Origin of the sequence: Salmonella sp. 32031103-2018-00083-FB-01-SM-01 (assembly GCF_017571995.1) — a bacterium.
GTDB classification, from domain to species: Bacteria; Pseudomonadota; Gammaproteobacteria; order Enterobacterales; family Enterobacteriaceae; genus Salmonella; species Salmonella enterica.
The window spans coordinates 363,601-383,806 of the sequence record NZ_JAGEQL010000005.1; the positions used below are offsets into that span (position 1 = coordinate 363,601).

Annotated in this window: 22 protein-coding genes, 2 pseudogenes and 1 other annotated feature; of the genes and pseudogenes, 8 read left to right on the forward strand and 16 right to left on the reverse strand. The window is 53.6% G+C overall.

The features are described from left to right. Position 1 precedes the first annotated feature (1 nt). On the reverse strand, positions 2-1,318 hold the full coding sequence (gene fucP, locus J4614_RS16665; RefSeq protein ID WP_208293252.1) for an L-fucose:H+ symporter permease: 1,317 nt from the start codon (positions 1,316-1,318) through the stop codon (positions 2-4). Positions 1,319-1,348: 30 nt separating this feature from the next. Continuing rightward, the gene (gene rbsK / locus J4614_RS16670) at positions 1,349-2,269 is read right to left on the reverse strand and encodes a ribokinase (protein WP_023227699.1); all 921 of its coding nucleotides are present in this window, start codon (positions 2,267-2,269) and stop codon (positions 1,349-1,351) included. Positions 2,270-2,582: 313 nt separating this feature from the next. Between rbsK and J4614_RS16675 the strand changes: the two genes are divergently transcribed. After that, positions 2,583-3,368, forward strand: coding sequence for a DeoR family transcriptional regulator (locus tag J4614_RS16675; RefSeq protein WP_023214549.1), 786 nt, complete (start codon positions 2,583-2,585; stop codon positions 3,366-3,368). 1 nt (position 3,369) lies between these two features. Here the strand turns inward: J4614_RS16675 and ilvN are convergent, their stop codons facing one another. The 3 genes from ilvN to ivbL all read right to left on the reverse strand — a co-directional run bounded on the left by ilvN (position 3,370) and on the right by ivbL (position 5,557). Next, the gene (gene ilvN, locus J4614_RS16680) at positions 3,370-3,660 is read right to left on the reverse strand and encodes an acetolactate synthase small subunit (RefSeq protein WP_001171826.1); all 291 of its coding nucleotides are present in this window, start codon (positions 3,658-3,660) and stop codon (positions 3,370-3,372) included. 3 nt (positions 3,661-3,663) lie between these two features. Next, positions 3,664-5,352 carry an acetolactate synthase large subunit gene (gene ilvB, locus J4614_RS16685; RefSeq protein WP_000168439.1) on the reverse strand — a complete coding sequence of 563 codons (1,689 nt, stop codon included), beginning with the start codon at positions 5,350-5,352 and terminating at the stop codon, positions 3,664-3,666. A gap of 106 nt (positions 5,353-5,458) precedes the next feature. After that, positions 5,459-5,557, reverse strand: coding sequence for an ilvB operon leader peptide IvbL (gene ivbL, locus J4614_RS16690; RefSeq protein WP_001541152.1), 99 nt, complete (start codon positions 5,555-5,557; stop codon positions 5,459-5,461). Positions 5,558-6,079: 522 nt separating this feature from the next. On the opposite strand from ivbL, the pseudogene J4614_RS16695 reads away from it, so the two are divergent. The 4 genes and pseudogenes from J4614_RS16695 to emrD all read left to right on the forward strand — a co-directional run bounded on the left by J4614_RS16695 (position 6,080) and on the right by emrD (position 8,620). Next, positions 6,080-6,194: pseudogene (locus J4614_RS16695) on the forward strand (hypothetical protein). Further along, complete coding sequence (tisB, locus tag J4614_RS16700; protein WP_000117642.1) at positions 6,191-6,280, forward strand: type I toxin-antitoxin system toxin TisB; 90 nt, start codon at positions 6,191-6,193, stop codon at positions 6,278-6,280. Before J4614_RS16695 ends, tisB begins: the two are co-directional and overlap by 4 nt. Before the next feature lie 92 nt (positions 6,281-6,372). Further along, the gene (locus J4614_RS16705) at positions 6,373-7,233 is read left to right on the forward strand and encodes a DMT family transporter (protein ID WP_072202822.1); all 861 of its coding nucleotides are present in this window, start codon (positions 6,373-6,375) and stop codon (positions 7,231-7,233) included. 202 nt (positions 7,234-7,435) lie between these two features. After that, complete coding sequence (emrD, locus tag J4614_RS16710; protein WP_000828737.1) at positions 7,436-8,620, forward strand: multidrug efflux MFS transporter EmrD; 1,185 nt, start codon at positions 7,436-7,438, stop codon at positions 8,618-8,620. Here the strand turns inward: emrD and J4614_RS16715 are convergent. Together J4614_RS16715 and dsdC are read right to left on the reverse strand one after the other, a co-directional pair. Further along, positions 8,547-9,632, reverse strand: a complete 1,086-nt coding sequence (locus tag J4614_RS16715) for a cellulase family glycosylhydrolase (RefSeq protein WP_000238920.1) — start codon at positions 9,630-9,632, stop codon at positions 8,547-8,549. The genes emrD and J4614_RS16715 overlap by 74 nt on opposite strands. A gap of 63 nt (positions 9,633-9,695) precedes the next feature. Then, positions 9,696-10,619 carry a DNA-binding transcriptional regulator DsdC gene (gene dsdC / locus J4614_RS16720; protein ID WP_001541637.1) on the reverse strand — a complete coding sequence of 308 codons (924 nt, stop codon included), beginning with the start codon at positions 10,617-10,619 and terminating at the stop codon, positions 9,696-9,698. A 225-nt stretch (positions 10,620-10,844) separates the two neighbouring features. Here dsdC and dsdX point away from each other — a divergent pair, with 225 nt between their 5' ends. After that, complete coding sequence (dsdX, locus tag J4614_RS16725; protein ID WP_000543319.1) at positions 10,845-12,182, forward strand: D-serine transporter DsdX; 1,338 nt, start codon at positions 10,845-10,847, stop codon at positions 12,180-12,182. 17 nt (positions 12,183-12,199) lie between these two features. Continuing rightward, on the forward strand, positions 12,200-13,522 hold the full coding sequence (gene dsdA, locus J4614_RS16730; protein WP_000428003.1) for a D-serine ammonia-lyase: 1,323 nt from the start codon (positions 12,200-12,202) through the stop codon (positions 13,520-13,522). A gap of 81 nt (positions 13,523-13,603) precedes the next feature. Here dsdA and J4614_RS16735 read toward each other — a convergent pair whose 3' ends face one another. The 7 genes from J4614_RS16735 to ibpA form a co-directional block, all read right to left on the reverse strand. Beyond that, positions 13,604-14,134 (reverse strand): radical SAM protein, encoded by a 531-nt coding sequence (locus J4614_RS16735; RefSeq protein WP_000147835.1) that lies wholly within the window; start codon positions 14,132-14,134, stop codon positions 13,604-13,606. Continuing rightward, positions 14,131-14,493, reverse strand: a complete 363-nt coding sequence (locus J4614_RS16740) for a DUF202 domain-containing protein (protein ID WP_001113454.1) — start codon at positions 14,491-14,493, stop codon at positions 14,131-14,133. Before J4614_RS16740 ends, J4614_RS16735 begins: the two co-directional genes overlap by 4 nt. Further along, the gene (locus J4614_RS16745; protein WP_000703964.1) at positions 14,483-14,830 is read right to left on the reverse strand and encodes a YidH family protein; all 348 of its coding nucleotides are present in this window, start codon (positions 14,828-14,830) and stop codon (positions 14,483-14,485) included. The genes J4614_RS16740 and J4614_RS16745 overlap by 11 nt, the downstream gene beginning before the upstream one ends. A gap of 119 nt (positions 14,831-14,949) precedes the next feature. Beyond that, complete coding sequence (locus J4614_RS16750; protein WP_208293253.1) at positions 14,950-15,267, reverse strand: hypothetical protein; 318 nt, start codon at positions 15,265-15,267, stop codon at positions 14,950-14,952. Positions 15,268-15,273: 6 nt separating this feature from the next. Next, on the reverse strand, positions 15,274-16,935 hold the full coding sequence (locus J4614_RS16755) for a putative transporter (protein WP_001279793.1): 1,662 nt from the start codon (positions 16,933-16,935) through the stop codon (positions 15,274-15,276). A 188-nt stretch (positions 16,936-17,123) separates the two neighbouring features. Continuing rightward, positions 17,124-17,552: a small heat shock chaperone IbpB gene (gene ibpB, locus J4614_RS16760; protein ID WP_001246919.1), complete on the reverse strand. Its 429-nt coding sequence runs from the start codon at positions 17,550-17,552 to the stop codon at positions 17,124-17,126. Positions 17,553-17,661: 109 nt separating this feature from the next. Next, the gene (gene ibpA / locus J4614_RS16765; RefSeq protein ID WP_001532742.1) at positions 17,662-18,075 is read right to left on the reverse strand and encodes a small heat shock chaperone IbpA; all 414 of its coding nucleotides are present in this window, start codon (positions 18,073-18,075) and stop codon (positions 17,662-17,664) included. Beyond that, positions 18,069-18,142, reverse strand: a sequence feature (ROSE (Repression Of Heat Shock gene Expression) occurs in the 5'-region of heat shock genes and acts as an RNA thermometer to modulate expression.). Its footprint overlaps the gene before it by 7 nt. A gap of 242 nt (positions 18,143-18,384) precedes the next feature. On the opposite strand from ibpA, the gene J4614_RS16770 reads away from it, so the two are divergent. Next, the gene (locus J4614_RS16770) at positions 18,385-18,717 is read left to right on the forward strand and encodes a YceK/YidQ family lipoprotein (protein ID WP_001543704.1); all 333 of its coding nucleotides are present in this window, start codon (positions 18,385-18,387) and stop codon (positions 18,715-18,717) included. A gap of 1 nt (position 18,718) precedes the next feature. Here J4614_RS16770 and J4614_RS16775 read toward each other — a convergent pair whose 3' ends face one another. Both J4614_RS16775 and J4614_RS16780 read right to left on the reverse strand, forming a co-directional pair. Then, on the reverse strand, positions 18,719-19,945 hold the full coding sequence (locus J4614_RS16775; RefSeq protein WP_000809941.1) for a DUF3748 domain-containing protein: 1,227 nt from the start codon (positions 19,943-19,945) through the stop codon (positions 18,719-18,721). Between the two features lie 121 nt (positions 19,946-20,066). Further along, positions 20,067-20,206, reverse strand: a pseudogene (locus tag J4614_RS16780) (cytochrome C biogenesis protein); the annotation flags it as partial.

Sequence of the window (20,206 nt, forward strand, 5' to 3'; positions counted from 1 at the left end):
CTCAGGACGCGGCGACTTCAGCCAGGTTGCCGCGCACTTTGCTTTCGCGCCAGAAGTAAACGCCAACGTAAACAAAGCACAGCATGGAAACCAGGAATGAGAGCTGTAACGAGTGGAACATGTCCGCCACGTAGCCCTGAATCGCGGGAACCACCGCCGCGCCGACAATCGCCATCACGATCACCGCCCCCGCCATTTCGGTATGTTCGTTATCGACGGTATCGAGCGTTCCGGCATAAATGGTCGCCCAGCAGGGGCCAAACAGAACACTGACCAGCACTGCCACGTATACCGCGCTAAAGCTGGGCGCCAGCGCCACATAGGCCAGGAACAGCGCGCCGATCACAGAGTAAAGGATCAGGACTTTTTCCGGGTTGAAGCGTGTCATCAGAATGTTGGCGATAAACTTGCCGATAAAAAAGCAGGCGAAGCTGTAGACCATAAAGGTTGAGGCATCGCGCTCATTGATATCGCCTAATTCCAGCGCCAGACGGATAGTGAACGACCAGACCGCCACCTGCATTCCCACATACAGGAACTGCGCCACAATACCGCGACGGAAACGGGCGTTGCTGGCGAGATAGCGTAACGTATCCAGCGCCGAAGGGCGTTTATGACTCGCGGTTTGCGCGACTTTACAGGTCGGGAAACGCGTCAGCAGGAACAGTACCATCACCACTACCAGAACCATAATCATGTACTTATCGGGTTCCAGAGTGTTTTCCAGCATCAGCACCTTGAAGTTGTGGACTTGCTCAGCATTCATGCCCGCCATCTGTTTTTCCAGGCTTTCCCCTTCGGAAAAGACCAGATATTTACCCAATAAAATGCCTGCCGCCGCGCCGATCGGATAAAAGGTCTGGCTGATATTCAGCCGCAGCGTGGCGTAGGCTTTCGGCCCGATCATCGAACTGTAGGTATTCGCCGCCGTTTCCAGGAAACTCAGGCCAATCGCAATGGCGAAAATCGCCGCGAGGAACATGGTGTAGGTCGCCATGTGCGACGCCGGGAAAAAGAGCGTACAGCCGACAATGTATAGCGTCAGGCCGATAAGTATCGCCACTTTATAACTGGTTTTTTTAATGACCAGCGAGGCCGGAATAGCAATTAAAAAATAACCGCCATAAAAGGCGCTTTGTACTAATGCCGAAGCAAAGTTGCTCAGCGAAAATACACTTTTAAATTGCGTAATCAGAATATCATTTAACGCGGCTGCGCATCCCCATAATGGGAATAAACAGGATAACAAAATAAACTGGAACAGAGGTGTCTTATTCAGATACCCGTCGGGCATCTGAACGATGTTTTTATCGTTCATAGTGCTACCTTTAACAGTGCAGGGTGATTGTTATTCGTTCAACGAAAGATACTCATTAAATTGCTCAATGCTTGGATAAGAGGATTGGGTGCCTTTCCCGGTGACGCTGAAAGCGGCAAAGAGGACGGCTTTTTTCATGGCGGCTTCCACATCCCCGCTCTGGACATAATAATGCGCGAAACAGCCGATAAAGGCATCGCCCGCGCCGCTGGTATCAACAGCGCTCACTCTAAACGCCGGGACATGGACTTCCTGGTCACGCGTCATCCACAGCGCGCCTTTCTCACCCATGGTGACGATAATATTGTTCAGCCCTTTATCCACCAGCGAACGTGCCGCTGCGCGAATATGGTCATAGGTATCCACTGGCATACCGGTTAATATTTCCAGCTCGGTTTCATTGGGTACAAAGAAATCGCATTTACAGGCATAAGACATATCTAATTCCCGTAATGCTGGCGCAGGGTTTAATAACACTTCAATCCCGTGTTTCTTGCCAAATTCTATTGCGTGATAAACCGTTTCAAGCTGAACTTCCAGTTGCAGAACAATAAGCTGGCATTTTTTTAAATCTTCCGCCGCGCGATCGATATCTTCCGGCGAGAGAAACTTGTTAGCGCCTTTGATGATCAGAATGCTGTTGCTGGAGTTGGCGTTGACGAAAATCGGCGCTACGCCGCTGCTGGTACACGGTACTTTTTCTACATACGTCGTATTGATCCCCCAGGATTCGAGATTACGAATGGTGTTGTCGGCAAAAATATCGTCGCCCACTTTGGTCAACATCAATACTTTTGAATTGAGCTTAGCGGCCGCCACGGCCTGGTTCGCCCCTTTTCCGCCGCAGCCGATTTTAAACGCCGGCGCTTCCAGAGTTTCCCCTTCTTTGGGCATCTGGTTGGTGTAGGTGATAAGGTCCACCATGTTAGAGCCAATAACCGCGATATCCATTTTACTCCCTCTCAGAAATCGTCACACGACAATGATATTAAAATAACATTATCATGTTACTTCCGTATCATTTGTGACTATGATCGCGATTAGAGGATCATTTTGCCATTTACTTCGTGAACAATCCCTGGCGGAACAAATCATTTTTATGGTTACAATTTACTGAAAATTAACTATTTAATGTTATAAAACGCGAATAAACCCACTTTTATTTCCTGACGGCCAGACGTATAGTAGTGCCACACTGTAATGTTCTCAGAAACACATAAATGTTACTGATGGAACATAACAACATGATTTGCGGAGAGGGTGAATGGAGACCAAGCAAAAAGAACGTATCCGACGCTTGATGGAGTTACTGAAAAAGACCGATCGAATCCATCTGAAAGACGCCGCGCGGATGCTGGAAGTTTCGGTGATGACCATTCGCCGCGATCTCAGCCAGGATGATGACCCTTTACCGCTGACGCTGCTCGGCGGCTATATCGTCATGGTAAATAAGCCTACGTCTTCAACCAATATGCCGCTGCCGGCGAAAAAGACGCATCATCGGGACGACCTTCCCGTTGCGATCCTGGCCGCCGGCCTGGTGCGTGAAAACGATCTGGTTTTTTTTGATAACGGTCCGGAAATGCCATTAGTTATCAGCATGATACCGGATGATATTACCTTTACCGGGATTTGCTACTCGCATCGGGTATTTATCGCGCTGAATGAAAAGCCTAATGCCACGGCGATTTTGTGCGGCGGTACCTATCGGGCCAAGAGCGATGCCTTTTATGATGCCAATAATCCTTCGGCGCTGGATTCGCTCAATCCGCGCAAAGTGTTTATTTCCGCCAGCGGCGTACATGAACATTTTGGCGTGAGCTGGTTTAACCCGGATGATCTTGCCACCAAACGTAAAGCGATGGAGCGCGGTCTGCGCAAAATTTTGCTGGCGCGTCACGCCCTGTTTGATGAGGTCGCGCCTGCCAGCATTGGTCCGCTTTCTGCCTTTGATGTCCTGATTAGCGATCGCCCATTACCGACAGATTATGCCGTTCACTGTCGGAATGGTTCCGTCAAAGTCATCACGCCTGATTCGGAAAGTGAATAACTTACTCAAAAAAGACGGCAATTTTATTGAACATGGTGGGATCGGACTGGTTTCGTACCACCTTCGCCACGTCTTCCAGTTTATCGATCTGACTGATCATCTGTTCAAGCCGCTGATCGTCATTGACCAGAAGCCAGATGCGGCTCTGATCGCTACCCTGAATCGGTAAACAGAGAATACCCTCAACGTTGAAAGCGCGTCGGGCGAACAGCCCGCAGACGTGGGTCATCACGCCAGGATGGTTGCGAACGGTCAGCTCCAGAATAACGTTATCATGTGATTGTTTCTGCATGGCTTATTCCCCCACCATCTCTGTATTTGCCGCGCCCGGCGGCACCATCGGATACACTTTTTCTTCCGCATCAATGCGCACGTGGATCAACGCCGGTCCAGGACGACGAATGATAGCCTGCAACGCCGCCTGCGGATCGGCTTCGTTATTCAAATCACAGGTGTCCAGACCAAACCCGGCGGCAATCTGCATAAAATTGATGCTTCCCGGATAGGTTGCCGCAAAAACGCCCTGTTTATAGAACAGACTCTGTTGCTGATGTACCAGTCCCAGCGCGTCGTTATTCATCAGGATGATTTTCACATCCAACTGGTTTTCGCTGGCGGTAGCCATCTCCTGAATATTCATCATCAAACTACCGTCACCGGAAAAACACAGCACCTTGTTGCCCGGATTCGCCAGCGCCGCGCCAATCGCCGCGGGCAGACCAAACCCCATGGTGCCCAGCCCGCCGGAAGTCAGCCACTGACGCGGACGGTTGAGCGGATAAGCCTGCGCGGTCCACATCTGATGCTGACCTACGTCAGTGGTAATAATCGCGTTGTCGTCCACACAGGCGGCGACTGCGTTAATCAACCCATAGTGACTAAGCGGGTTATTTTCCTGGGGAATACTGCAGGGGAATTCTTGCTGCAAGTCCGCCACCAACTGATGCCATGCTTCCCGCGGCTGTGCCTCGATATGGGGAATTAACTGTGCCAGTACATCATCGACATCCGCCTGAATAGCCACATGCGGCTGCTTAATTTTGCCTAACTCGGCGCGATCGATATCCACATGGATGATTTTGGCGTTCGGACAAAACTGCTCCGTTTTGCCAATCGCCCGGTCATCAAAACGCGCGCCCAGGACAATCAGTAAATCGGCCTCTTGCAGAATAAAATTGGTACTGCGCGCGCCGTGCATCCCCAGCATTCCTAACGACAGCGGATGCGCCTTAGGCAGCATTCCCAGCGCCATTAAGGTCATTGTCGTCGGCAGTTGCGCTTTTTCCGCCAGTTCGCGCACGCGTGTCGGCGCATTGATCACGCCGCCGCCCAGATACAGCACCGGACGCTTCGCCGCGTTAATCATTGCGGCGGCCTCGCGGATACTCTCCGCGCTAAACTCCGGCGGGGGTGATTTTTCCGCCGGCGACGGCAACGCATCCAGCTCAATTGTCGCCGTCTGCACATCTTTAGGAACGTCTATCCACACCGGGCCGGGACGCCCCGACTGCGCCAGACGAAAAGCATCGCTCATCACCTGAGGCAGCTCATTGATATTTCTGACCAGATAGTTGTGCTTGGTGATAGGGATAGAGATACCGTAGGTATCCACTTCCTGAAACGCGTCAGTACCGATCATGGACGCCGGAACCTGCCCGGTAATGCAGATTAACGGAATGGAATCCAGGCGCGCATCGGCAATGGCCGTGACCAGATTGGTCGCGCCCGGCCCGCTACAGGCCATACAAACAGCAGGTTTACCCTCCGTCCGCGCCATCCCCTGCGCAATAAACCCCGCGCCTTGTTCGTGGCGCGCCAGAATATGACGGATTTGCGTGCTTTGGCTTAACGCGTCGTAAACGGGGAGGATCGAACCGCCGGGAATGCCGGTGACGATACGAATCCCCTGGCGCTCCAGAAAATGAACAATAAATTCCGCGCCCGTAAAGCGCTGAGGTGTAGATGTTGTGCCCGAACTTGCCATGCTCCATTCCTTTTATTCTGAGCCGACGTTCCGGGAAGGTGTCTTAAACAAAAAACCCCGCCCGGTTTGCGCCGGCGGGGTTTTGGAATCGTGTGTGTTCCGGACCCTACGGCGCATTGCCGACGACCACCACCACACGCACGACGACCACTGCGCGAGATGGCGCAGTTGTTAGTAGGGTCGCGTTCAGCATGGAAGGGTTCATTAGGGGCCTTGTCTGTTTGTTATTAACACGTTTTATACAAGCACAGCGCTTTCAGCATGACAACGGAAAAATTTTCATCTGCACAAAAATGCGTCAGCGATCACATTTTTCTACGAATTTACACGCTTTGAGTATAGGCGTGATAAGCGTAGCGCCCTCCGGTAATCGCCGGGATTGATGATCACGCGTTTCACAATGCCGGAAAACAAAAAACCTCGCCGAAGCGAGGTTCTTACAGCGTAATGCGGGTGGTAGCCGCGAAGCACACTGTGTTATGTCAACAGCAGAAGTATACGCGTTCTGTGCAGAACGCGCAATTTCGGCGCGAATTTTGATGAATTTGAGTATGGATCAGAAGCTCCGTTCTGTCTATAAATTACTGTTAATTTATACAGTACTTAACTATAATGTCTTTGACACAATGTGTTATGCGGGGGCCGCATCGTAAACCGGCGCAACGAAGTCCTGGCTGAAACGGGTGGTGCCGTCAGCGCCTTAACCCCCTCGTGAGCACACTGTGTTATGTCAACACGCACACTATTCCTCGCAAAAGGGATCGCGTGCGCAACAGCTGGCAACAGGCAGCGGAAAGGTACGTCGGCTGGCAGTGCTCCTTAACCACAGGAGACGCGTATGAGCGTAGTGGATATCACCATTCTTATCCTGAAACTCATTGTTGCAGCACTGCAACTGCTTGATGCTGTTCTGAAATACCTTAAGTAATTCAGATTCAAGCCGCACCGAAGGGGAGCGGGCAACCGCTCCCCTTTCACCTTATCCGCTGGTCTTTCGCTTCCCGGGTATGTTACGTTTTTATGACACCCTCAACGACGCCTGACGCTATGACCCTTTCCGTTTTCTGCATTTTGCTGTTCGCCGCGCTGCTACATGCCAGCTGGAACGCCATTGTCAAAGCGGGAAACGATAAGCTCTACGCCGCGATCGGCGTCAGCGGTTCCGCGGCGGTCATGGCATTGATCCTTTTGCCCTTCTCGCCGCAGCCAGCTCACGCCAGTATCCCTTTTTTAGCGGCCTCTACCGCGCTCCAGGTGGTGTATACCGTCCTGGTGGCGAAAACCTATCAGGTCTCGGACATGAGCCAGACCTATCCTCTTATGCGCGGCACCGCGCCGCTGCTGGTGGCGCTCATTAGCGTTCTGTTTCTTGGCGACAGCCTGTCGTCGATGGCCTGGATCGGCATCGCAGTGATCTGTATGGCGATACTTGGGATGGCCTGTAATGGCCGCGCCAGCTCTCAACGTGGTGTCGTGCTGGCATTAACTAACGCCTGTTTTATTGCCGGATATACGCTGGTGGACGGGACCGGCGTAAGACTCTCCGAAACGGCGCTGGGCTATACGCTATGGTCATTTTTTCTCAACGGCGCCTGCCTGTTAACCTGGGCGATGATTGCGCGGCGGCGGGAAGCGTCGCGTTATCTGGCGCAACAGTGGAAAAAAGGCATTTTTGGCGGGATTGGCACTATGGGATCTTATGGGCTGGCGCTATGGGCCATGACCCAGGCGCCGCTGGCGGTGGTCGCCGCGCTGCGTGAGACGTCGATTTTATTCGGCGCGCTGATAGCCTGGCTGCTGCTTAAAGAGAAAGTGGCCGGGCTACGTCTGGTGGCGGCTGGCGGGATTGCCCTCGGGGCGATTTTACTCCGTCTGTCATGATTGCCCAATAACAGCCGCAGACGTAACACATTCTCGGCAACATTTGTTGCCGCTTTTGTTTACATATGCTGCCGTTCCTTCGTCTGCCATTGCTGGTCGCTGTCTGGCCTTCTTTTTCTGGTGTGATAGATTCCTCTCGCATTTATGGGAATGCGCAGCAAGTTATTCTTATTTTTTCTTTTTTTGAAAAGTAATCAGCGAAATGAAAAGGCAGAGAAACGTCAATTTGTTGTTGATGTTGGTGTTACTAGTGGCCGTAGGGCAGATGGCGCAAACCATTTATATTCCCGCCATCGCCGATATGGCACAAGCGCTAAACGTCCGGGAAGGCGCCGTCCAGAGCGTAATGGCTGCTTACCTCCTGACCTACGGCGTCTCGCAACTGTTTTACGGCCCGCTTTCCGACCGGGTTGGGCGCCGCCCGGTAATCCTCGTCGGCATGTCTATTTTTATGGTAGCGACTCTGTTCGCCATGACCACGCATAGTTTGACGGTGTTGATTGCCGCCAGCGCCATGCAAGGGATGGGAACCGGCGTTGGCGGAGTAATGGCGAGAACGCTCCCGCGCGATCTGTATGAAGGAACGCAACTTCGTCACGCCAATAGCCTGTTAAATATGGGGATTCTGGTCAGCCCGCTGTTAGCGCCGCTGATTGGCGGTCTGCTGGACACCCTGTGGAACTGGCGCGCGTGTTACGCTTTCCTGCTGGTGCTTTGCGCTGGCGTCACCTTCAGCATGGCGCGCTGGATGCCGGAAACCCGCCCCGCCGGCGCGCCGCGTACACGGCTGATCGCCAGCTATAAAACGCTGTTTGGCAACGGCGCATTTAACTGTTATCTGCTGATGCTAATCGGCGGGCTGGCTGGCATTGCGGTCTTTGAAGCCTGTTCCGGCGTGCTGATGGGGGCAGTATTAGGTCTCAGCAGTATGGTGGTAAGCATTCTGTTTATTCTGCCGATTCCGGCGGCGTTCTTCGGCGCCTGGTTTGCCGGACGCCCGAATAAACGCTTCTCAACCCTGATGTGGCAGTCAGTTATTTGCTGTCTGCTGGCAGGCCTTATGATGTGGATTCCCGGCTGGTTTGGCGTGATGAACGTCTGGACGCTACTCATCCCCGCTGCACTGTTTTTCTTCGGTGCCGGGATGTTATTTCCACTGGCCACCAGCGGCGCGATGGAGCCGTTTCCGTTCCTCGCAGGCACCGCTGGCGCGCTGGTCGGCGGGCTGCAAAATATTGGTTCCGGCGTACTGGCGTGGCTTTCGGCAATGTTGCCGCAAACCGGTCAGGGCAGTCTGGGATTGCTGATGACCCTTATGGGATTACTGATCCTGGCGTGCTGGCTGCCGCTGGCGTCACGGATATCGCATCAGGGACAGACGGTTTAACGTTCCCCTCGCCCGGCTTTTTGCCGGGCGTTTCACATTCCGGCGCGATCATCGCATTGAGCAGGGGCTCCTGCGCCGGACGCCACGCTCCTTCTTCGCCGTCATAAAACTGAGTGTCCGCGTTTATCGCATACGGAATATGCGCTTTTTTCAGCTCGCAGGCCATAAAACGGGCAAACGCGAACTGTGAAGCGACCGGCGTTATTTTTATCGACTCTCCCGGCGCCCATCCGCCCACCCAGCTTGCATGGCCGGTCTTATGCTGCCAGCGAACTGCAGCGTTAATCCGTGCCCGAATCGCCGCTTTTTCCGCCGCCGTGCCTGACGTCCACGGATATTTACCGCCGCTTTTCAGGGGGCCCCACGGGAAGATGTGCCACTCCGCCAGTACATAGTTCTGGCTTTGCGCCGGCAGTTTAAGCGCCGACAAATCCTCCGGCGCGGCGCGCATGCGGGGGGCAACGAAAATCATCCGCTGTGGGTCAATGGCGTGAATCAGGCGGATGGTTTTGTCATATACGCGATTCAGCGACGCCATATTATGATTAAGTTTGTCGGCAGGCTCATAAATGAGATCGAACCCCAAAAGCGGGGATGTCTGACCAAAATAGCGCGCGACCACGCTCCACCAGTTGATCAGCTCCTTTTCATGGCTGGCGCTGGGATCGGTTTTATACGCATCCGCCTGATAGGCAATAATGGGTATGACGCCATAGTATTCGCAGGCCTCTACCAGCTTACGCAAATGGATGAGGCGCGCTTCCGTCGGCGCGCCTGCCACACGAATACGGACATGCGTTAACCCTTTTGCCTTAAAATCCCGCACGACCAGCGGATCAAACTCGCGAATACCCCGTTCCGTTCGCGCCCAGTCAACATCCATCCCAACGCCAAGCTGCTGCGCATAGCGCGCCGCCGTCAAAGGCATCGGTTTCGCATAGACGACCGCGCTGGTCAGCATGAGAGAGGCAATAAGCGGTTTAAACACGACGCCCCCTAAAATTTTTACCACGGTGATAGCACGTATTTAGCATATTCACTCCCGGCAGGTGTAGCGGCAAAGCGTAATAAATCTTCACACCTGTTCCTGCAACCAGCGAATAAATGCCTCGATTTTCGGCCACTGCCTGCCAGGCAGAGTGGTGACATAATAATGCTGATGACATTTCAGCCTCATGTCACCAAAAGGCGCAATCAGTTCGCCGCTGTCGAGACGCTTTTGCACCAGCCGTTTACGCCCCATCGCCACGCCAATGTGGTTCATCGCGGCAATCACCGCTAAATCAGAACGATCGAAGCCAATGCCGGATGAATCCGGCAAATTTACCGCAAAATGCTGCGCCCAACTGTGCCACTCATCGGTGCCCGAATCGTTACTCCACGCCTGTCTGTCGTGTAAGAGCGTACAGTGCCGCAAGTTATTCAGGTTGTCCTGCAAGGCGAAACGACGGGCGTAATCCGGGCTGCAAACGGGCAAAATTGCCTCATCCATTAAAAAATGGTGCGTGAGCTGCGCCGACGGCGCATCGTCAAAATAGATAGCCAGGTCAATGCCGGCACGCTGTAGGTTAACGTTATCGTTGCCGGTCAGCATAGTGAGAGAAATTGACGGATAGCGACGGGTAAAGTCCCCCAGCGCGGGCACCAGCCAGCACTGGGCGATAGAGGGACGGGAATACACGGTCAACGTGCCGGACAGTTCCTGATTTTTGATATCGAGGATTTCCTGATTCAACGTATCCAGCGACGATTTCAGCGCCCAGAATACCCGTTTGCCTTCATGGGTAAGCTCCACTTTACGGTGAGAGCGGACAAATAGCTGGATTCCCAACTCGGCTTCCAGTTGATTGATACGATGGCTTACCGCACTGGGGCTTAACGACAGCTCATCTGCCGCCAGAGCAAAGGACTGGTGTCTGGCCGCGACTTCAAAAGTATAGAGTTTGGATAACTGCCAGCCGTTGAGTAAGCGGTTTCGGGTATCGCGAAGGGGTTCCATGGCAACCTCAGTCATCTTTTAATTTCCCGAAGTGTAAAAAAACACGCTGAAAAAATCCGCACATAGATGAAGCAAAATGAACCATATCGCAAAATAAAGGCAATATTAGATGGAAATCACATAGTTGATTCAATTTACATCATGTGAATGGCAAATTATATCGTTTGTCAGGAGGTGCTGTTTTTCTGTCCAATAAGAACAGATTAATCACAGGGTAGGTGAGATATGCACGCTCAAATCTGGGTAGTGAGCACGCTGCTGATCAGCATCGTGTTAATCGTATTGACCATCGTGAAGTTTAAATTCCACCCCTTCCTGGCGTTACTGCTCGCCAGTTTCTTTGTCGGCGCGATGATGGGCATGGGGCCGCTGGAGATGGTCACGGCGATAGAAAACGGAATAGGCGGTACGCTCGGTTTTCTGGCCGCCGTTATCGGTCTTGGCACCATCCTCGGCAAAATGATGGAGGTTTCCGGCGCGGCGGAACGCATCGGGCTTACGCTCCAGCGCTGCCGCTGGCTCTCAGCTGACGTGATCATGGTACTGGTAGGGCTGATTTGCGGAATCACGTTGTTCGTGGAAGTGGGCGTCGTGTTGCTCATCCCACTGGCGTTTTCTATCGCTAAAAAGACCCATACCTCGCTGCTGAAGCTGGCCATTCCGCTGTGTACCGCGCTGATGGCCGTCCATTGCGTGGTACCGCCGCATCCGGCTGCGCTGTTTGTCGCAAATAAACTGGGGGCGGATATCGGCTCGGTGATTGTCTACGGTCTACTGGTCGGGCTGATGGCCTCATTGGTCGGCGGCCCGCTGTTCTTAAAGTTTCTGGGTAATCGTCTGCCGTTCAAGCCCGTACCGACAGAGTTTGCGGATCTTGAAGTGCGCGCCGAAAACACCCTGCCGTCGCTGGGCGCAACGCTGTTTACCGTTCTGCTGCCGATTGGCCTGATGCTGGTGAAAACCGTCGCTGAACTGAATATGGCGAAAGACGGCACGTTGTATACGCTGCTGGAGTTTATCGGTAATCCGATCACCGCGATGTTTATCGCTGTCTTTGTAGCGTATTACATACTCGGTCTGCGCCAGCATATGGGTATGAGCACGCTACTTACCCACACCGAAAACGGCTTTGGCGCCATTGCGAACATCCTGCTGATTATCGGCGCGGGCGGCGCGTTCAACGCCATTCTCAAAAGTAGCGGGCTGGCGGACACGCTGGCGGTGATCCTCTCAAATATGCATATGCACCCGATTCTGCTGGCATGGCTGGTAGCGCTGATTCTGCACGCGGCGGTCGGCTCTGCGACGGTGGCGATGATGGGCGCCACCGCGATTGTTGCGCCCATGCTGCCGCTCTATCCTGACGTCAGCCCGGAGATCATTGCGATTGCCATTGGTTCCGGCGCCATTGGCTGCACGATCGTGACCGATTCCCTGTTCTGGCTGGTCAAGCAGTATTGCGGCGCTACGCTGAATGAAACGTTTAAATACTATACGACGGCCACGTTTATCGCATCTGTCGTTGCACTGGCTGGCACATTCCTGCTTTCCTTTATCATCTGATCGTAAAGAGACGTACTATGGAAAACATACAAAAGCTCATCGCCCGGTATCCTTTGGTCCAGGATCTGGTCGCCCTCAAAGAAACCACCTGGTTTAACCCGGGCACCACCTCTCTTGCACAAGGTCTACCGTATGTCGGCCTGACGGAGCAGGACGTAAACGCCGCCCATGACCGTCTGGCGCGCTTTGCGCCGTATCTGGCGAAAGCGTTTCCGCAAACCGCCGCCGCTGGCGGCATGATCGAATCTGACGTGGTCGCTATTCCGGCCATGCAAAAGCGGCTGGAAAAAGAGTATGGGCAAACGATCGACGGTGAAATGCTGTTAAAAAAAGACAGCCACCTGGCAATCTCTGGTTCCATTAAAGCGCGCGGCGGCATCTACGAGGTGCTAACGCACGCGGAAAAACTGGCGCTGGAGGCGGGTCTGTTAACCACCGACGATGACTATAGCGTGTTGCTTTCGCCGGAATTTAAACAATTCTTCAGCCAGTACAGTATCGCCGTCGGTTCAACCGGCAATCTGGGGCTATCGATCGGTATCATGAGCGCCTGCATCGGTTTTAAAGTGACGGTACATATGTCTGCCGACGCCCGCGCCTGGAAAAAAGCGAAGCTGCGTAGCCACGGCGTGACGGTCGTGGAATACGAAGATGATTACGGCGTGGCGGTTGAGCAGGGTCGTAAAGCAGCGCAATCCGATCCAAACTGTTTCTTTATCGACGATGAAAACTCCCGCACGCTATTTCTGGGCTATGCGGTAGCGGGTCAGCGTCTGAAAGCGCAATTCGCGCAACAGGGACGCGTCGTTGACGCCAGCCACCCACTGTTTGTTTATCTACCGTGCGGCGTTGGCGGCGGCCCTGGCGGCGTCGCCTTTGGCCTGAAACTGGCATTTGGCGACAACGTCCACTGTTTCTTTGCCGAACCGACCCATTCACCCTGCATGTTACTCGGCGTTTATACCGGTCTGCACGATGCCATCTCAGTACAAGATATCGGTATTGATAACCTGACGGCGGCTGACGGCCTGGCGGTAGGTCGCGCTTCAGGCTTTGTTGGTCGGGCAATGGAGCGTCTGCTTGACGGCCTCTATACCTTAGACGATCAAACAATGTATGACATGCTGGGCTGGCTGGCGCAGGAGGAAGGAATTCGACTGGAGCCATCAGCTCTGGCAGGGATGGCCGGACCACAGCGCATTTGCGCCGCCACCGAGTATCAGCAAAGGCATGGATTCAGTCAGACGCAGCTCGGCAACGCGACGCATCTGGTATGGGCAACCGGGGGCGGCATGGTGCCGGAGGATGAAATGGAACAATACCTGGCAAAAGGACGCTAATACTCGCTCAGTGCCGGAAAGACGGCAGCGCCATCCGGCACGCCATCGCCTGATGGCGCTACGCTTATCAGGCTTACGACGCTAACGCAGCATCGCCATCAACTCCTCCGGCGAGCGATGCTGTTTCAGTAAATCCCGCATCACCCGCATATGCGGCGAGGAGTAGTTAAAAAAGGTCTGGTAGCCCTCGCAAAGCCGGTTTTTCCCCTGGCTATCCCGATGCTCAGGGCATCCGCCGCCGCAAAATCGTAATAAAGAGCACTTCTGACATTCAGCGCTTAGCGGCGCCTTGTCCGGCGCTTCAACGCCATTCCTGCCGCCGCACCACTGCTGTAGCGTCTCATCAAAAAGGCGGACCGAGATACGCTGAATATCTTCACGTACCCAAATATCAAATACGCTATTTAAAAACCGCCCCCAGTCTGCTGAACACAATGAATCCTCGGTCAACATTCCGTTCCGGTCATGTTCCAACAATGGGATAAAATGGACATTGCGAATGCCGAGCCGTTGTAAGTTACGGTACAGTTGCTGAGGGCGCTGGCTATTCTGGCGATTTACGACGACCTGAATCTGGTCATCACTCACGACAATGTCCTGACGTCCTGTCATATAAAATTCCCGATAAATGCAATAAGTTGGCGAATATGGGTAACAGCAAACAGGATTGCGAGCGACAACACCGCGAGGGAGATCAAAAATTTGTCACGCACGACATGAGTTTCGGAAAAATCGCTATGCGCGACATCCATCAAATTACGACTCAGGGTATAACGCCAAAGAATCACCGCCACTATCGCCAGAACGCTGATCGACACCCAGAACAAGAACCCCGCCTGATGCCAGTGGTGCCTGACGGCTAACGCCATTAACGCCCCGTATCCCAGCAGCGTGCGAAACCAGGCCAGCGACGTACGCTCCGGTTGCAGTCCCGGATCGTTCTGCCGACGGGCTTTACGACTATCCGGCATACAGTACCAGCCCCATCACTATCACCGCGACAATCATCAAAATAACGCTGATGATCAACAGGCTATGGGTATAAGGCAAATCCTCTTTCAGGCGCATCGCTTTTTCATTACGTAACCAGCGTAGATAGCCATAAATCGCCAGGCCGCCCGCAAACAGACACAACAGTAGCGCCAGCAGTTCACGGATCACCGGCGTGGCAAAATCCGGGGCGAGCTGATCAAGACCGACGCCTGCCGCCAGAAATCCCAGCGAGGTGCGAATCCACGCCAGAAAGGTGCGCTCATTTGCCAGTGAGAAGCGATAATCCGGCGCTTCTCCGAGGCGGGAAATCTTCATGACGACTCCTTTTACGTTCTTATGTATTCCCGTTCGTTTTCAGAATACCACTCACGTTGTTGCTGATATGCTTCACATTATCCCGCAGCAAGGGAATCTTATTGCAAAATAAATGTAGTTCACTGGTGATGCGTTTTGGCGCAACCACGCTCATTGCCGCTATTTTTCATTTCAGTTGCGACCTTTTTCAACGCCACCGCCAGGAAAGGCATTATTGCCGAATTAAAAGCTGAAAAACCACCCGTCGCGACGAAAAAAAAGGCGAAAAAGATTGATAACCAACTGAAATAAAATGGAATTATGCTCGTTGCCATTACGCTGATTAGCACGTTCATTGAGGAAGGATATAAGAAGAAGAGCAGAAGTGTGACCGGTGCGGCGCGCGTTATCCAGCCTGGATTTAACACAGTGCGTAGGCTGGATAAGCAACGCGCCATCAGGCGCTAACCCATTCCCCAAAAAATCACCGCCAGCAGTTGTGGCGTGATAATACGCAGGAACATCACTAACGGATAGACGGTCGCGTAAGAGAGCGCCGCCGCGCCGCTGGTGGCATGAAGATTGTTGGCAAATGCCAGCGCTGGCGGATCGGTCATCGAACCGGCCAGCATCCCGCACAGCGTCAGATAGTTCATTTTGGCAAAAATCCGCGCCAGCAAACCGACGGTAATCAGCGGAATAGCGGTGATGAAAATACCATAGCCAATCCAGCTTAATCCTTCACCCTGCGTCAGCGTATCGACAAAATCGCCGCCGGATTTCAGCCCAACGACCGCCAAAAACAAAACGATGCCTAACTCACGCAGCGCGAGGTTGGCGCTCGGCGGCATAAACCAGTACAGCTTACCGATGCTGCCGATACGCCCCAAAATGAGCGCCATGATCAGCGGCCCGCCGGCCAGCCCCAGTTTTAACGCGACCGGGAATCCCGGCACAAACAACGGGATTGACCCAAGCAGAACCCCTAATCCGATGCCGATAAACACCGGCAGCATCTGCACCTGCTGGAGTTTTTGTTGCGCGTTGCCGACCACATTGGCTACCGCATCAATCGAGGCTGGACGCCCCACCAGATTGAGAATGTCGCCAAACTGCAGGCTAGCGTCGCTACTGGCGACCAGTTCAACGCCCGCGCGGTTAAGACGGGAGATAACCACGTCATAACGCTCTTTAAAGTGCAAATCGCGGATACGTTTGCCGAGCACTTTTTCGTTGGTGACGACCACACGCTCGACGCGTAAATCCGTGCCGCGCGTCGACAACGAGGTGTCCACTTCCTTGCCGATCACCAGTTGCGCGTTATGCAGGTCGGTAGATTGGCCGACGAGGTGCAGCAGGTCGCCTGCCTGGATAATCGTCCCCGGCGACGGCACCATCAGCGTGTCGTCGCGTTTCAGGCGTGAGCAAATGATTTTATCGCTGTTCAGGATCGGCACATCCTGGATAGCCATATTATTGAGGTTCGGATTCTCGACACGGATATTCATTGTTTGAATTAATGAATGACCGTTAGCGAGAGAGGATTCGTGCTTCTGCGCCTCCGCCTCGACGTTAACGCGAAAAATCAGCCGCATCAGCCACATGGTGAGCAAAATACCGCAGATGCCAAACGGATACGCCATCGCATAGCTCATCCCCATCTGATCCACCAGATCCACTGGCGTTCCCAGATCGCGCAGGATTTGCTGACCCGCCCCTAACGCAGGCGTATTGGTGACTGCGCCGGAGAAAATCCCCAGCACCACTGGCAGCGGAATAGCGAAAATTTTATGCAGAATCGCGGTGACCAACCCGCCCATAATCACAATCAGAACAGCAAACAGATTGAGACGCAGCCCGGAAACGCGCAGCGAGGCGAAAAATCCCGGCCCCACCTGTATGCCGATGGTATAAACAAAAAGGATCAGGCCGAATTCCTGGATAAAGTGCAGCATATCGCCGCTCAGCGTCACCCCAGCCTGATCGACGAAGTGGCCGACGATAATACCGCCGAACAGAACACCGCCAATACCAAAGCCGACACCGCGCACTTTAATGTTGCCGATCCATAAACCGACAACCGCCACCAACGCCAGAACGCTGACCGTCAATGCGATATCACTCATCTTTTCTTCCCTGTGAGTAACATTTCAATTTATAGGGATTATGACTGAACCGTTAAGGCATATATACAGCATGGCGCACATTCTCATGTTACAAAACCGCCCAGACGTCCTGACTTCGGCAGCGTCTTACCCTTTTTCGTGGCACAAAAAAGCCCCGCCATCTCTGGCGGGGCAAGGCAAGGAGCTCATTAGCTATTTAATGCGGAGCGTTCGTTAATGGCGATACGCTGCGGCGCAATGGTTTCCGGCTCGTTGCGGGTTAAATCAATATGCAGCAGGCCGTTGGTAAACGTCGCGCCGGAAACTTCCATATTCTCAGCCAGCGTAAAGCTCAGGCTAAAAGGCTGCATGACCAGGCCCTGATGTAACCATTTGGGCTCGTTTTCCGGCTGTTCCGGCGTGCCTTTCACCGTCAGGCGCGTGCCTTCCAGTTGAATATCCAGATCTTCCTGACGGAAACCGGCTAACGCTAAGGTAATGCGATAATGGTTATCGTCGCTTTTTTCGATGTTATAGGGCGGGAAGCTCTGGCTTTCGCCGCTGTTTTGCAGCGCATTGGCCAGCTTGTCAAAACCGATCCATTGACGCAGCAGTGGGGATAAATCGTAGTTACGCATAATCATTTCTCCTTCTAAGAAGCGAGTTTTTACCTTCACACTTTACGTGCGAATATGCTCCCTGACGGCGAGCATGGGATGACAGGCCGCGCAACGCGACCCGACGGAATCAGTTAATTTCGATACGGCGCGGTTTGTTCGCTTCCGGAATCACGCGCTCCAGTTCGATATACAGCAGCCCGTTGACCAAGTTTGCGCCGCGAACGTGAATGTTCTCCGCTAACTGGAACTTACGTTCAAAGTTACGCTCGGCAATGCCCTGATACAGGTAAGTACGTTCTTTCTGCTCGTCCGCATGAGCGCCTTTTACCACCAGTAAATTATCCTGGGCAGTAATCTCCAGTTCGCTTTCCGCGAAACCGGCAACGGCAATGGCGATGCGGTAGTGGTTTTCGTCTACCAGCTCAACGTTGTACGGAGGGTAGCCGCCATTACTTTGGCTTTGGTTATTTTCAAGCAGGTTAAACAGACGGTCAAAACCAATGGCAGAACGGTACAGCGGGGATAAATCAAAGTTACGCATAATCATAAACTCCTGAAATCAGCGAGAATGTCAGACCTTCCATCATGGACAGGCCAGGATTGCCAGAACACCCATCAGGCGTGCCCTTCTATTCACTACGTCTTATAAATGGGTCTGAATACGTACTTTTCAAGTATTTTAATCCGACTTTTTTTTGCAGTTTATTGGCTATTGCATAGACTGGTTGGGACAGCACTGATTGTTAAAGTGCGATTACTGCCACAGTGCCGCGTACTGGTGATGTTATTTTTAGCAACGGATCGCTATAACTCATCATGCAAATAACGACAACCAACAGATGAATGAGTGATGATAAAAAACGTGTTGTTAACGCTGATAATATGGAATGGGATGCTTTTATTAGGCGGTTGTTCAAGCGTCATGTCGCACACCGGCGGTAAAGAGGGTACTTATCCTGGCACGCGCGCCAGCGCTACGATGATCGGTAACGATGAGACAAACTGGGGCACCAAATCGTTGGCCATCCTGGATATGCCGTTTACCGCCGTGATGGATACGATCCTTCTGCCGTGGGACATCTTCCGCAAAGACAGTTCGGTAAGATCGCGCGTAGAGAAAAGCGAGGAGGAGACGAAAATGACCAATGCCGTCATCCCCCCGGCGAAGATGCCTCCTCCCTGATTTATCGCCCGGTTTCCGTCACCCATAGCTGACGGAACCCTTTCACCTCTTCCATCCATGCGACGTGTCGCCCATCCGGTGAAAAAACGACGGCGTCCGCAGACGGCGGGTTGTCGTGCCTGGCGGTTAAGAAGTCGATCCTCCCACTTTGTGCGTCGCAGCAGGCAATCCGGTTTTCCAGCACCAATCCCAGCCATTTACCCGACGGATGCCAGTTAAACGCTGACTGTACGCCGGTCGCATGATGCGTTAACTGCCGGGGCTCGCCTCCCTGCGGCGATATCAGCCACAGTTGCGCTACGCCGTTATCGTCCCGCATCAAAAAGGCGATCGCCGTCGCCTGCGGATTACTGCGGACCCAGTGGCGTGGTTCGTTAGTGAGCCCAGGGTAAACACGCTGGTGAGTAAAGGTAAGACGCCGCTGAACTACGCCCAACGGCGGCGATGGCATCGTTGATTCGGTTCCCGTCAGCGGCGTGTCGCCTGCCTGTTTCCAGCCGTTTTCATGACACGGTAAATCGACAATAAACAGCTCCGGGACTTTTTTGCCCGTCAGCGACAGCGTATCGCCAATAAAGGCGATCTGGCGGTTGCCCACCCAGCCCTCTTCATAGGCGCGGTTAATGTCATCGCTGCCAGGTCTCGGCGCAGGCGTCGTGCGGCTAACCAGTACGCACCAGTGGCTACCGCTGTATTCGCGCGGATGCTGAACCGGCACCGTAACCGGCCCATACGGCACGGCCACGCCGACATTACGCAGATCCAGCGCCGGATCTCGCTCATGCAGAACGTGGTCATTATAGGTAAAACTCACCAGCTCGCCGTTCGGGCTAAATACATGGACGTGGCTGCCGCCGCGCAGCGCGCCGGGAGTATACGGCGCAGTAATATCCATCGCATCGAGGTTAGTCACGCCTCCCGGCGTTGCAATAACGCCCCGACGGTGGTGAAAATCGTAATGCCACGTCTCATCAGGGTTTTCAGGGCCATGAATAAACACATAGTGATTGTCGGCAGGATGCACCGTCACCACGCCGACATGCGCGCCCTGCACGGCGCGATAAATCACCTCCACGTCGCCGGTATGCACATTGACACGCTCAATAGTCTTGCCCGTAAATGACGCGCCTGAAGGCCGCACATCAAAGACCAGCCACTGGCTGTCAGGTGTCCAGGTATTGGTGTTGGTAAGCTGGTGATGGCGCGGCGTAAAGGTGATTTGTTTCATGGGATGTCCTGATAAGAGACGATGCTCGCCATCATACTTCACACGGGCTTTACTTTCAGGCTTTAGCGTATCGTTGAGATAGCCAGGCCCGGTGGCGCCACACCACCGGGCCGTCAGGGTCTTATTTCTCCTGCGCCAGCCGGATACTGCGCTCTATCACCGCCCGCCGGGCGTCACCCGCCGGCAGCAGCTTCAGCATCATCTCCCAGGCCGCCACCGCCTCATCAAAGCGCTGCTGCTCAAAGGCGCTGAACGCATACA

Bases quoted from the DNA above. Each gene is read 5' to 3' on its own strand.
- ibpB (WP_001246919.1), bottom strand. From the start codon at position 17,552: ATGCGTAACTACGATTTATCCCCACTGCTGCGTCAATGGATCGGTTTT.
- J4614_RS16750 (WP_208293253.1), bottom strand. From the start codon at position 15,267: ATGGCGCGTTGCTTATCCAGCCTACGCACTGTGTTAAATCCAGGCTGG.
- rbsK (WP_023227699.1), bottom strand. From the start codon at position 2,269: ATGGATATCGCGGTTATTGGCTCTAACATGGTGGACCTTATCACCTAC.
- J4614_RS16675 (WP_023214549.1), top strand. From the start codon at position 2,583: ATGGAGACCAAGCAAAAAGAACGTATCCGACGCTTGATGGAGTTACTG.
- dsdC (WP_001541637.1), bottom strand. From the start codon at position 10,619: ATGGAACCCCTTCGCGATACCCGAAACCGCTTACTCAACGGCTGGCAG.
- J4614_RS16740 (WP_001113454.1), bottom strand. From the start codon at position 14,493: ATGCCGGATAGTCGTAAAGCCCGTCGGCAGAACGATCCGGGACTGCAA.
- dsdX (WP_000543319.1), top strand. From the start codon at position 10,845: ATGCACGCTCAAATCTGGGTAGTGAGCACGCTGCTGATCAGCATCGTG.
- dsdA (WP_000428003.1), top strand. From the start codon at position 12,200: ATGGAAAACATACAAAAGCTCATCGCCCGGTATCCTTTGGTCCAGGAT.
- J4614_RS16735 (WP_000147835.1), bottom strand. From the start codon at position 14,134: ATGACAGGACGTCAGGACATTGTCGTGAGTGATGACCAGATTCAGGTC.
- J4614_RS16775 (WP_000809941.1), bottom strand. From the start codon at position 19,945: ATGAAACAAATCACCTTTACGCCGCGCCATCACCAGCTTACCAACACC.
- J4614_RS16745 (WP_000703964.1), bottom strand. From the start codon at position 14,830: ATGAAGATTTCCCGCCTCGGAGAAGCGCCGGATTATCGCTTCTCACTG.
- fucP (WP_208293252.1), bottom strand. From the start codon at position 1,318: ATGAACGATAAAAACATCGTTCAGATGCCCGACGGGTATCTGAATAAG.
- emrD (WP_000828737.1), top strand. From the start codon at position 7,436: ATGAAAAGGCAGAGAAACGTCAATTTGTTGTTGATGTTGGTGTTACTA.
- ilvB (WP_000168439.1), bottom strand. From the start codon at position 5,352: ATGGCAAGTTCGGGCACAACATCTACACCTCAGCGCTTTACGGGCGCG.
- ivbL (WP_001541152.1), bottom strand. From the start codon at position 5,557: ATGAACCCTTCCATGCTGAACGCGACCCTACTAACAACTGCGCCATCT.
- ilvN (WP_001171826.1), bottom strand. From the start codon at position 3,660: ATGCAGAAACAATCACATGATAACGTTATTCTGGAGCTGACCGTTCGC.
- J4614_RS16755 (WP_001279793.1), bottom strand. From the start codon at position 16,935: ATGAGTGATATCGCATTGACGGTCAGCGTTCTGGCGTTGGTGGCGGTT.
- ibpA (WP_001532742.1), bottom strand. From the start codon at position 18,075: ATGCGTAACTTTGATTTATCCCCGCTGTACCGTTCTGCCATTGGTTTT.
- J4614_RS16705 (WP_072202822.1), top strand. From the start codon at position 6,373: ATGACACCCTCAACGACGCCTGACGCTATGACCCTTTCCGTTTTCTGC.
- J4614_RS16770 (WP_001543704.1), top strand. From the start codon at position 18,385: ATGATAAAAAACGTGTTGTTAACGCTGATAATATGGAATGGGATGCTT.
- tisB (WP_000117642.1), top strand. From the start codon at position 6,191: ATGAGCGTAGTGGATATCACCATTCTTATCCTGAAACTCATTGTTGCA.